Origin of the sequence: Mesorhizobium sp. M0571 (assembly GCF_040320985.1) — a bacterium.
GTDB lineage: Bacteria > Pseudomonadota > Alphaproteobacteria > Rhizobiales > Rhizobiaceae > Mesorhizobium.
In genome coordinates, this window is the sequence record NZ_JAMYQT010000007.1 from 26,848 (window position 1) to 38,527 (window position 11,680).

The window sequence follows — 11,680 nt, forward strand, 5'->3', positions numbered from 1 at the left end:
AGTCGGCAACATCGGACTGTTACAGACAAAGGCTAATTCGCGGCTCTGCAAAAATTTCGTTTCGGGAGGCCGTTATGACCGGAACTGAGCTTTCGTCCGCCATGCCGGACGTGGATCCACTTTCCCATCGCGCCAGGCTGGCGCTCAGGCGCGTCGTAATCGTCACATGGCTGGCGATAGCGCTCGGCTTTGCCATGGAAGCCCTTATCCTGACCGTGCGATTTGCGGCGGATTCCCTGCCGGCCACCACCCAGATCCTGATCGAACTGGCGCAAGGCGTGACCTGGTCGTTCTTCGTCTGCGCCGGCGTCAGCCTCGGCACCGCGGTTGCCAATGTGCGGACCTCGCTCGGCGGCCTGATCGGTGCAATGTCGGCGCCGCTGGCGATGGGCATCGCCAAGGGCACGCAAAAGGTGATGGTCAGCGCGCTCGACGCGGCGGCAAAGCCGGCCATCCTGTCGCTCACCACGCTAGGCATGCTGCGCGCCATCGAATACGGCCTGCTCGGCTGGATACTGGCATCGCTGGCGTCGAAAGACGAACCCCGTCCGCTTCATTTTGCGCTGGCCGGCGCCTCGATCGGCGCGCTGTTCGGCGGCGGTGTCACAGCGCTGACGATAGAGGCTGCCGCGGCGCAGGATGCGGCGCTGGCGCTGCCGCAGGCGATCACAACCGGCGTCAACGAGATCGTGTTCCCGATCGGCTGCGCGCTGGTCGTCTACATCGCCCTGCAGGTCAGCCGGCACATGAAGCTCATCGCCGCCGAAGCCAGATAGATTTGGGCCAGATAGATTTGGGGGTTGTCGGCCTGACGAGAGTCAAACCGCTTCCGGTTGGCGTTCGATCAGCGTCAGCGTCAGCCAGCGCGCAGTCAGCGCCGGTTTTTTCGAACCCTCGATCTCGATGGTCACGTCGTGCGCGGTCTGCACCCAGCCCGACGGCCTGACCTTGACGTCGGCCAGCACGAAGCGGGTGCGGATGCGCGAGCCGGTCTTCACCGGCGCCAGGAAGCGCAGCGAATCGAAGCCGTGATTGACGCCCATCTTGCTGTTTTCAAGCGGCGGCATGGTTTCGAAGGTCATCGCCGACAACAGCGAAAGCGACAGGAAGCCATGCGCGATGGTGCCGCCGAACGGCGTCTCGCGCCTGGCGCGCTCCGGATCGCAATGGATGAATTGATGGTCGTCGGTGGCGTCGGCGAACTGATCGATCATGCGCTGGGTGACCACCCGCCACGGCGACACGCCGACTTCCTTGCCGACGCTGGCCAGAAGCACATCGAGACTGATCGGTTCCACGCTGATGTCCTCCGTTTCGCCCGCCGGATGGCGAGCGGTCTCATTCCTTGAACAATGTCAGCCCGTGCTGCACCGACTGCCCGCCATCGATCGGCAGGATGGCGCCGGTGACATAGCCGCCGGCACGGCTGCACAAATAGAGCGTTGCGCCGGCAATGTCATCCGGTGCGCCGATGCGGCCGATCGGAACATGGTTGCCGACGTGCCTCGCCTGGTCCTCGGTGCCGGTGGCAAAGGCAGTCATCCGGCTCTGGAAAGGGCCGGGCGCAAAGGCGTTGACGGTAATGCGGCGGGCGGCGAACTCGATGGCCAGGATGCGCGTCAGATGGTGAACCGCGGCCTTCGAGGCCGAGTAGGAGTAAGCGTCGTCGGCCAGCGGCTGCGTGCCCATCACCGATCCAAGATTGATCACCCGGGCCGGGTCGGCGTCGCTGGCGGCGGCTTCGAGCAGAGGCAGCAATTCGCGCGTCAGATGGAAGACCGCGGTGACGTTGACGCCGAACACCTTGGCCCAGGCATGATAGGGGAAGCCTTCCAGCGGCGCGCCCCAGGAGATGCCGGCGTTGTTGACCAGGATGTGCAGCCGCTCGGTCCTAGCTTTGACCTCGTCGACGAGCGCCGCAATGCCGGCTTCGCTGGAGACATCGCCGGCGAAGCCCTCGGCCCGGCCGGATGCGCCAAGTCCGTTCAACTCGCCGGCTACCTTGACGCAGTCCTCGCCCTTGCGCGAGGCGATCATCACGGCGGCGCCGGCTTTGACCAGAGCAGTCGCTGCCATGCGGCCGATGCCGGTCGCGGCGCCGGTGACCAGCGCTGTCTTGCCGGCGACTGAGAACAGCTCGTCCAGATAGCTCATCGTACCCTCCGCGCAGTTCACCGCGCTTTTGACTAGTTGTTCAAGCGAGCGGCGTCACGTCGACAAGGCTAGCCGAACTACGATCATCCTTGCCACGGGTAAAATAGCTGGACCGAGGCGATGGTGCGCTTTGCGGCTGAAATGGTTAAGCCCGAACGGCAAGGCGTCCATTTGGGCGTGACATGGGTCGGATGAATGATGCAGCCGTCCCCCTATGCGAGCACCTTGGCTAGCGGTTCATTCGCGCGTGAAGCAAGTCGTCATTACTCCTCCGCCCAAGCCGCAGGCGGGTCTTGAGGAGTTGGGAGGTGGCCGAGCAGTGAGGCGGGACTGACGTTCGTATCGTGGACTATGCTTTCGGGGGAAAGCTATGGGTAAGAAACAACGCACGGTCCTGCTGGCAGCGGTTTTTGCGACTGTCTTTGGCGTCTTTGTGCTGATCCTGATCCTGCAGATGATCAGTTTTTTAGTGGACTAGACCGAAGCGAAGAGCGTCTGTTTCCGAATGGGCTCTACCGCAGGCTTTCCAGTTCGCGGATGCGTTTGGCGCCGTCAGCCTCGAGCTGCCTTGTGACGGCGCCGATCAGCGCTTCGGCAACGACGAAAAGCGCAGCAGATGAATCCCAGGCCGACGGAACGGCGGTGCGTCCGGCGATGACATGGCGGGCGAAGCGGGCGATCGGCGATAGCCATTGGTCGGTAAAGAGCACGATCTGCACGCCACGCTGGTTGGCCGTCTCGGCGAAACGGACCAGGCTGTCCTGGTAGCGCCTGATGTCGAAGATCACCAGCACGTCGCGCTTGCCCATGTCGATCAGCCGGTCGCGCCAGACGCTTTCCTGTCCGCCGAGGTGAAAGACGTTGGGCTGGACGATGGCGAGGTGGGCGGCCATGTAGCGCGCCAGCGGGTCGGTGAAGCGGCCACCGATCAGGAATGTCTTGCCGCGCCGGTCGGCCAGCTTGGCGACGATGTCGGCAAGCTGCTTGTCGGAGAGATGCCGGAACGTCTCGCGCATATTGTCGAGCGTCGCCTCCAGCATCGGCGACACGGCACTGCCGCCCTGCGACGAGGAATTGAGCGTCCGTGACGCCGGCGACTGCAATTGCGCCGCCAGCTCGTCTTGCAGCGCCGACTGGAATTCCGGATAGTTTTGGAAGCCGAGCCGGGCGACGAAACGCAGGATCGTCGGCGACGACACGCCGGCCGCGGCCGAGAATTCGGCGACCGTCTTCAGCCCGATCAGCGGATAGCTGGCGATCAGCGTTTGCGCGGCGCGCCGTTCGCCGGCCGGCATCGTGCCGATGCGGTCGGAGATCAGTTCGGCAATGCTGGAAACCATGTTTTTCCCCACCCTGGCCGGGCCGTTACCGCGTTATCCAAATCGCGTTTGACAAAGCCGGCCAAACTGTATGAAATCATCCGCAGGGACGCAATGAGGCAAAATACGTAACATACGGTACAGCGCTCCCCGGGGACGGCAGACAATGGAGACAGCACGGCCCGCCAGCCTTGCATCGTCAAATTCCGTCAGGGTGACGAACCCCGGCGGATCAAGCCCCTTCGTGCTGACCTGCGATCACGCCTCCAATTTCCTGCCGCCGGAATTCGGAACGCTCGGCCTTGCCGCCGAGGATCTTTCCCGCCACATCGCCTGGGATCCCGGCGCCTTGCCGGTGGCGCGCCGCATGGCCGAGGCGCTCGATGCGACGCTGGTCGAAACCTGCATCTCGCGGCTTGTCATCGACTGCAACCGGCCGCTCGATGCGCCGGACCTGATACTGACGGTCAGCGCCAGCGAAAAAACCGTGGTCCCGGCCAACCAGGGACTTTCCGCCGACCAGCGAGAGGCGCGCATCGCGCTGGCGTGGCGGCCGTTTCACGAGCGGATCGCAACGATCATCGACGAGCGCCTGGCGGCCGGGCGCGAGACGCGGCTGGTCTCGATCCATTCCTTCACGCCGCTCTACAAGGGCATGAGCCGGCCCTGGCACATCGGCATCATCCATGACGAGGACCGCCGGCTGGCGGCGCCGCTGATTGCGGCGCTGAAGCCGCTTGCCGGCGTCACCGTCGGCGTCAACGAACCCTATTCGCCGGCCGACCGGGTCTATTTCACGCTGGAACGCCATGCGCGCTCACGCGGGCTGCCTTGCGCGATGATCGAAATCCGCAACGACGAGATCTCCGGCGCAGCCGGGCAGCGGAAATGGGCGGATATGCTCACCGGCATTTTTCTCAATCTGGAGCCCGAGGCGGCCAAGGGCTCCAGACCAAGCGCAGTCGGAAAGTCAGTTCAATCGGCCAGCTAAGAAACCAAAAGGGGACTTCAAAATGGTAGCACCGGGTTACAGCGAAGGTGACAAGAAGGAGGACCTGAAAGTTCTCCACGGAATGGGCTATGCTCAGGAACTGTCGCGAAGCATGAGCCGCTTCTCGAATTTCGCGATCTCGTTCTCGATCATCTGCATCCTCTCAGGCGGCATCAATTCCTTCGCGCAAGCGACATCGTCCATCGGTGGCGCGGGCGCTGGTATCGGCTGGATCGTCGGGTGCATGGTTTCGGGATTTTTCGCGCTCGCCATGGCCCAGATCGCCTCTGCATTTCCGACCGCGGGCGGCCTCTATCACTGGGCATCCATTCTAGGGAACCGGTTCACGGGCTGGCTCACCGCATGGCTCAACCTGCTCGGCCTGATCACCGTGCTCGGCGCGATCAACATCGGCACTGCGTTCTTCTTCGTCGGCACTTTCGGCGGAGCCTTCGGCATGACTGGTACGCCTGGTGAGATCGTCGGGTTTGTCGCGTTCATCACCGTGTTGCAGGCGCTGCTCAACCATTTCGGCATCAAATTGACGGCTATGTTGACGGACGCGTCCGGCTTCCTGATCCTGGCAACGACAGCCGTGCTGATCGTCGCCTGCCTGGTGTTTGCGCCAGCGATCGACATCACGCGGCTGTGGACGTTCACCAACTATTCGGGTGACGCGGGCGGCGGTGTTTTCCCGCAGTCCGATTCCATGACCTATCTCTTCCTGCTCTGCCTGCTGCTGCCGGTTTACACTATCACTGGCTATGACGCGTCGGCGCATACTTCGGAAGAAACGTTGAGGGCGGCGCACTCGGTTCCGCGGGCAATCGTTTCGTCCGTGCTCTGGTCGTCGCTGATCGGCTGGGTGATGCTGTGCGCGATCGTACTGGCGATTCCGGATCTGGCGGCCGGCGCCAAGCAGGGCTGGGGCGTGTTCTTCGCCACGATGGACGCGATCTTGCCGGCGTGGCTGAAGACACTGCTGTATCTGGCTATCCTGATCGCGCAGTTCCTCTGCGGTCTCGCGACAGTCACCTCTGCCTCGCGCATGCTTTTCGCCTTCTCGCGTGACGGTGGCATGCCGGTCGGCTCGGCCTCGCTAGCCAAGGTCAGCCCGGCCTGGCGCACGCCGGTCAATGCGATTTGGACGGCTGCGGTGCTCGAGATCATCTATGTCTTTCTTGCCCAGTTCATCTCGGTCGGTGGCACGAACATCTATACCATCGTCGTCAATTCGACATTGGTGTTCCTGTTCCTGTCCTTCATCATTCCGATCGTGCTCGGCATGATGGCTTTCGGAACGGCGAAATGGCCGAACCCCGGCCCATGGAATCTCGGCGCCGGCCTATTCAAGTTGTTTTGCATACTGTCGGTCATCGGCATGGCGATCATCTTCTACATCGCCATCCAGCCGCCGAACGACAAAGTGCTCTATATCACCCTGGGCTTCATTGTGCTGACCGCGGTGCTTTGGTTCGGTTTCGAGAACCGCCGCTTCCAGGGTCCGCCCATTGGCGACCAGATCGCAAAGCGCCAGGCGGCGATCAAGGCAGCCGAGCTAGCCATAGGCGAAGCCGGCGCCTGACCCCCTCTCATGACCATGGCCGGCATTGGCGCCGGCCGTGGTTTCCTTTTCAAGTGACAAGCCCGAAACGACAAGCGCTGGAGTGCCGTAAGAATGGCCGGAAATTTCTCGTTCGATCAGTTGAAGCAAGCGGTCTCCAGCGGCGAGGTCGACACGGTGCTGGCCTGCATCGTCGACATGCAGGGGCGGCTCGCGGGAAAGCGGTTCCTGGCCCGGTATTTCGTCGATTCCGCGCATGACGAGACGCATGGCTGCAACTATCTCTTGGCCGCCGACATCGATATGGAACCGGTGCCCGGCTACAAGGCGGCGAGCTGGTCGAAAGGCTATGGCGATTTCGTCATGAAACCGGACCTTGCGACGCTGCGGCGTATCCCGTGGCTGGAGAACACGGCGCTCGTGATCTGCGACGTGCTCGACCACCATACTCATGACGACCTGGCGCATTCGCCGCGCGCCATGCTGAAGAAGCAGGTCAAGCGGCTGCAGGAACGCGGCTATATCGGCTATTTCGCTTCCGAGCTCGAATTCTATCTGTTCAGCGAAACCTATGATTCCGCCCGCAAGAAGCACTGGCAGGGCCTCGACACCGCATCGCCCTATATCGGCGACTACCAGATCGGCATCACCACCAAGGAAGAAGGCGTCATGCGCCGGCTGCGCAACGAGATGGAAGCGGCCGGCATCCCGATCGAGAATTCGAAGGGCGAGTGGGGTCCCGGCCAGGAAGAGATCAACGTGCGCTATGCCGAGGCGCTCGACATGGCCGACCGCCACGTCATCCTGAAGAACGGCGCCAAGGAAATCGCCGAGTCCGAAGGCAAGGCGATCTCGTTCATGGCCAAGTACAATTACGGGCTCGCCGGCAATTCCAGCCACATCCATAATTCGCTGTGGAGCGCCGACGGCAAGACGCCGTTGTTCTACGACAAGAATGCCGAGTGGACGCTGTCGACACTCGGCCAGCAATGGGCGGCGGGCCAGCTCAAATATGCCAAGGAATTCACCTGGTTCCTGGCGCCCTACATCAACTCCTACAAGCGCTTCCAGGCCGGCACGTTTGCGCCGACCAAGATCATGTGGAGCGAGGACAACCGCACCGCCGGTTTCCGTCTTTGCGGCGAGGGCACCAAGGGCATCCGCATGGAATGCCGCGTCGGCGGCGCCGATTTGAACCCCTATCTCGCTTTCGCCGCGCTGATCGCGGCCGGGCTTGCCGGCATCGATGAAAAGCTTGAACTGCAGAAGCCCTTCGTCGGCGACGCCTACCAGGCCTCGCAGCTGCCTGAAATTCCAAAGACATTGCGCGACGCCACCGCGACGCTGGCGGAATCGAAGATGCTGAGGCAGGCGCTCGGCGACGATGTGCTGGAACACTATGTCCACACGGCACACTGGGAACAGTTCGAATACGACCGCCGGATTACGGACTGGGAACTGCACAGGGGGTTCGAGCGGTATTGACGGCGTTGTACTTTATGCAATATCGTTGCGATTATTGCACCGCAACACCTGGGAGGCAGCGTTGCCCAAAGGTAGAGCCCACGTCGATAAGGCGTGGTTCATGAGTCGGATGAAGGAGCGCAAGCTCACGGTACGCAGCATGGCCAGCCGCATGAACATACACTACAGCGCCTTGTCGCGGACACTTAACGGTGAGCGGCGTATGCAGGTCGACGAGATACGCAAGATCGCTGAAATTCTCGACCGGCAGGAAAGCGAGATATTGATGCATCTCGGCAGTTCCAATGATGCGGCGAGGCTGTCGGAGGGTGGCCCCCGGTCTGGTTTCAGGGAGGAGCGAATGGATTTCAACAATGCGCCCGACATGACCGGCGAAGAATACGTCGTGCCGCCTCGGGGTGCCGATCCGTTGTTTGGATGCATGGCCGGGACGCTCACCCTGCTTCCGGATATCGATTACACCGCACCCGCCGATCCGGATTGGGGCAATGTCTATGACGACTGATGGAGTGCTGCTCGACACATGCTTCATGCTGTGGCTGTCAACGGAGCAGCCTGTCACGAGGACTGCGGTCGAGAAGGTGACCAGCGCGCGCAAAAATGGGAGCGTGATCGCCGTTTCCGTGATGTCCGCCTGGGAAATCGGCATGCTTGTCGCCAAGGGTCGGTTGCCATTCATCAAGTCGCCGCTCGCATGGTTCGAACGGTTCGTGCAAACCGGGGCAGCGAGCGTCCAAGGGGTCGACAGTGAGCTTTTGGTCGAGTCTTCGTTCCTGCCCGGCGTCGTTCACAACGATCCGACGGACCGGATCATCATAGCCACGGCGCGTTCGAAAAACCTCGAGATCATCACCCGCGATCGCGCAATCCTTGCCTATGGCGCGGCCGGTTACGTCAAAACAGTGCCTTGTTGATTTGGAGACCTTCTTGGGAACCGTGAAAATAAAATCCCCCATCGACGGTTCGATCTATGCGGAACGGCCTCTGGCCACGGACCAGGCGATCGGTGCCGCGGTCGAGCGCGCCAGGGCGGCGCAAGAGAAATGGGCCGAGACGCCGGTCGTCGAACGCGGCAAATACATGCTTGCCATGCTGGAAGCGCTGGTCGTCATGACTGACGAGATCGTGCCGGAGATCGCCTGGCAGATGGGCCGGCCGGTGCGCTGTGGCGGCGAGTTCGGCGGCGTCAGGGAACGCGTCAGCTACATGGTCGAGATCGCCGAGGCGGCACTGAAGCCGGTGATGGCCTCCAATCCCAAGGACGGCTTTCGCCGCTACGTGAAGAAGGTGCCGCTCGGCGTGGTCATGGTGATCGCACCGTGGAACTACCCCTATCTCACCGCCGTCAACACCATCGTCCCGGCGCTGATGGCGGGCAGCGCCGTCATCCTCAAACACGCGGCGCAGACATTGTTGGTCGGCGAACGTTTTCAGCAGGCGTTCGACAGAGCGGGCCTGCCCAAGGGCCTGTTCCAGAACCTCATCATGAACCATGCGCAGACCGAAAGGCTGCTCGGCTCGGGCAAGATCGACCACGTCAACTTCACCGGATCGGTCGCCGGCGGCCGCGCCATCGAAAAGGCGGCGGCGGGCACCTTCATGACGCTCGGCCTCGAGCTCGGCGGCAAGGATCCGGCCTATGTCCTGCCCGACGCCAAGATGGACCATGCCGTTGCCAATCTCGTCGACGGCGCCTTCTACAATTCCGGCCAATGCTGCTGCGGCATCGAGCGCGTCTATGTCCACGAGAAGGTCTACGACGAATTCGTCGAAGGCTTCATCGCCGAGACCAGGAACTACGTCGTCGGCAATCCGCTCGACCAGGCAACCACCATGGGGCCGATGGCGCAGGCGCGCTTCGCCGACCTGATCCGCGAGCAGAAGGCCGAGGCGATGCGCAAGGGCGCCGAGGCGCACATCAATATGAAGGTGACTAACGACAAAGAAGGTTCGCCCTATCTGGCGCCGGAAGTGCTGACCCAGGTCGATCACCAGATGAGCGTCATGCGCGAGGAAAGTTTTGGCCCGATCGTCGGCATCATGAAGGTGCACAACGACGAGGAGGCGATCGCGCTGATGAACGACAGCCCCTATGGGCTTACGGCCTCGATCTGGACGCGCGACGCCGAGCATGCGGCGGCGATCGGCGATCGCGTCGAGACCGGCACGGTGTTCATGAACCGCTGCGACTATCTCGATCCGGCACTGGTCTGGACCGGCATCAAGGACACCGGCAAAGGCGCGGCGCTATCGGCCATCGGCTACGACAATCTGACCCGGCCGAAATCATACCATTTGCGCGAGGCGATTTAACTCGGTGGCGATCGGCAAGCATACGATCGCTTTTGTGGGGGAGTAATGGCGGATACGCAACAATCGGCCCTGCCAGATCGTGAAGGTCCCGAGGGTATCGGCGGATGGCTTGTCCTGCCGATGCTAGGGTTGATTCTCACGCCTATATTAGGGTTGGTACAAATGTATGATGCCGATTATCTCGGCATGGTACAGAACTGGCAAGCTTTCAGCCTTTCTCAAGGTGTGCTGCTTGTTGCCGAACTGGTGATATCCGGCATCCTAAGCCTTACAGTCCCGACCCTATTATTATTCTTCATGTTCAAGCGCTGGCAGATATTCCCCGGCTGGTACATGATTTGGGCAGTCGCGATGCCGGTATTCGCCATTCTCGATTTATGGGCCGTGTATCTAGCTTTTCCCGACGCCTTTCCGACGCTGGATGATGCGTTCGACGGAGAAACGATGCGCGACATTTACCGTTCGGTCTGGGCCGCAGCCATCTGGATTCCGTACATGATGCGGTCAGACCGTGTGGCCAATACCTTTGTGAACTAATGACATCCGAGAGCACGAAAGCAGTCAAGAAGGTCGAAATGACAAAACTCGTTTCCAAATGGAATTACCCGACGACCGTCCGCTTCGGCGCCGGACGCATCAAGGAGCTGCCGGAGGTGCTGGCGGCGACCGGCATCAAGCGGCCGCTGTTCGTCACCGATCCGGGACTGGCCAGGCTGCCGGTGGTGGCCTCGACGCTGAAGATCCTCGACGACGCCAAGGTGCCGTATGGCGTATTTTCCGAGGTCAAGCCGAACCCGGTGGATTCCAACCTGACCGCCGGCATTGCCGTGTTCAAGAAGGGCAAGCATGACGGCGTCATTGCCTTTGGCGGCGGCTCGGCGCTCGACCTCGGCAAGCTGATCGCCTTCCAGGCCGGGCAGACACGGCCGGTCTGGGATTTCGAGGATGTCGGCGACTGGTGGACACGCGCCGATGCCGATGCGATCGCGCCGATCATCGCCGTGCCGACCACGGCCGGCACCGGCTCGGAAGTCGGCCGCGCCGGCGTCATCACCAATGAAGCGACCCATACCAAGAAGGTCATCTTCCATCCAAAGCTTTTGCCGGCGATCGTCATTGCCGATCCGGAGCTGTCGGTCGGCATGCCGGGCTTCATCACCGCCGGCACCGGCATGGATGCGCTTGCCCATTGCCTCGAAGCCTATTGCGCGCCGGGCTATCACCCGATGGCCGACGGCATCGCCGTGGAAGGCATAAGGCTGGTCTTCGAAAACCTGCCGAAAGCCTATGCCAACGGCAAGGATCTGGTCGCCCGCGCTAACATGATGAGCGCCGCTGCCATGGGAGCGGCCGCCTTCCAGAAAGGGCTTGGCGCCATCCATTCGCTGTCGCATCCCATCGGCGCGCTCTACGACACCCACCATGGCATGACCAACGCCGTGTTCATGCCCTATGTGCTGGCCTTCAACCGCGAGGCGATCGAGCCGCGCATCGCCCGGCTTGCCGCCTATTGCGGCATCAAGGGCGGCTTCGACGGTTTTGCCAAGGCGATCATCAAGCTGCGCAAGGAGCTCAAGGTGCCGCATGCGCTGCCCAGCCTGATCAAGGGGCTCGACATGGACAAGAAACGCAAGGGCCTGATCGCCGACATGGCGGTGGTCGATCCGACCGCCGGCGGCAACCCGGTCAAGCTGACCAAAAAGGCGGCGCTGACGCTGCTCGAAAATGCCATCGCCGGCACCGTCTGAGACAATTTTCGCATCGGAAATCGACTTGGGAAAAGAGGCAAGGAAAGGGGGAAAGATGAAAGGCAAGATCGAAACTAGTTAGCCGGAAAAAGAATCGCGAAGCGAT

12 protein-coding genes are annotated in these 11,680 nt (G+C 61.8%); 9 read left to right on the forward strand and 3 right to left on the reverse strand.

The features are described from left to right. Nucleotides 1–74 precede the first annotated feature (74 nt). Nucleotides 75–776, forward strand: a complete 702-nt coding sequence (locus tag NKI85_RS10895) for a hypothetical protein (protein ID WP_352524668.1) — start codon at nt 75–77, stop codon at nt 774–776. 42 nt (nt 777–818) lie between these two features. Here the strand turns inward: NKI85_RS10895 and NKI85_RS10900 are convergent, their stop codons facing one another. The 3 genes from NKI85_RS10900 to NKI85_RS10910 all read right to left on the reverse strand — a co-directional run bounded on the left by NKI85_RS10900 (nt 819) and on the right by NKI85_RS10910 (nt 3,494). Then, nucleotides 819–1,298, reverse strand: coding sequence for a MaoC family dehydratase (locus NKI85_RS10900; RefSeq protein ID WP_502896069.1), 480 nt, complete (start codon nt 1,296–1,298; stop codon nt 819–821). A gap of 40 nt (nt 1,299–1,338) precedes the next feature. Next, on the reverse strand, nt 1,339–2,154 hold the full coding sequence (locus tag NKI85_RS10905) for an SDR family oxidoreductase (protein WP_352524667.1): 816 nt from the start codon (nt 2,152–2,154) through the stop codon (nt 1,339–1,341). Nucleotides 2,155–2,666: 512 nt separating this feature from the next. Beyond that, complete coding sequence (locus NKI85_RS10910) at nt 2,667–3,494, reverse strand: MurR/RpiR family transcriptional regulator (RefSeq protein ID WP_352524665.1); 828 nt, start codon at nt 3,492–3,494, stop codon at nt 2,667–2,669. A gap of 145 nt (nt 3,495–3,639) precedes the next feature. Here NKI85_RS10910 and NKI85_RS10915 point away from each other — a divergent pair, with 145 nt between their 5' ends. The 8 genes from NKI85_RS10915 (at nt 3,640) to NKI85_RS10950 (ending at nt 11,574) form a co-directional block, all read left to right on the forward strand. Then, a complete protein-coding gene (locus tag NKI85_RS10915; RefSeq protein WP_352524664.1) occupies nt 3,640–4,464 on the forward strand; it encodes an N-formylglutamate amidohydrolase in 825 nt (274 codons plus the stop codon). Nucleotides 4,465–4,486: 22 nt separating this feature from the next. Next, on the forward strand, nt 4,487–6,049 hold the full coding sequence (locus NKI85_RS10920; RefSeq protein ID WP_352524663.1) for an amino acid permease: 1,563 nt from the start codon (nt 4,487–4,489) through the stop codon (nt 6,047–6,049). Between the two features lie 93 nt (nt 6,050–6,142). Continuing rightward, a complete protein-coding gene (locus NKI85_RS10925) occupies nt 6,143–7,513 on the forward strand; it encodes a glutamine synthetase family protein (protein ID WP_352524662.1) in 1,371 nt (456 codons plus the stop codon). 100 nt (nt 7,514–7,613) lie between these two features. After that, nucleotides 7,614–8,018 (forward strand): helix-turn-helix domain-containing protein, encoded by a 405-nt coding sequence (locus NKI85_RS10930; protein WP_352524661.1) that lies wholly within the window; start codon nt 7,614–7,616, stop codon nt 8,016–8,018. Then, a complete protein-coding gene (locus NKI85_RS10935; RefSeq protein WP_352776735.1) occupies nt 8,002–8,427 on the forward strand; it encodes a type II toxin-antitoxin system VapC family toxin in 426 nt (141 codons plus the stop codon). The genes NKI85_RS10930 and NKI85_RS10935 overlap by 17 nt, the downstream gene beginning before the upstream one ends. Continuing rightward, entirely contained in the window at nt 8,390–9,826 is a 1,437-nt protein-coding gene (locus NKI85_RS10940; protein WP_352776736.1) for an aldehyde dehydrogenase family protein, read from the forward strand. The genes NKI85_RS10935 and NKI85_RS10940 overlap by 38 nt, the downstream gene beginning before the upstream one ends. Before the next feature lie 45 nt (nt 9,827–9,871). Next, nucleotides 9,872–10,363, forward strand: coding sequence for a DUF2569 domain-containing protein (locus NKI85_RS10945; RefSeq protein WP_352524656.1), 492 nt, complete (start codon nt 9,872–9,874; stop codon nt 10,361–10,363). Between the two features lie 38 nt (nt 10,364–10,401). Further along, nucleotides 10,402–11,574: an iron-containing alcohol dehydrogenase gene (locus tag NKI85_RS10950; RefSeq protein WP_352454040.1), complete on the forward strand. Its 1,173-nt coding sequence runs from the start codon at nt 10,402–10,404 to the stop codon at nt 11,572–11,574. Nucleotides 11,575–11,680: the final 106 nt, after the last annotated feature.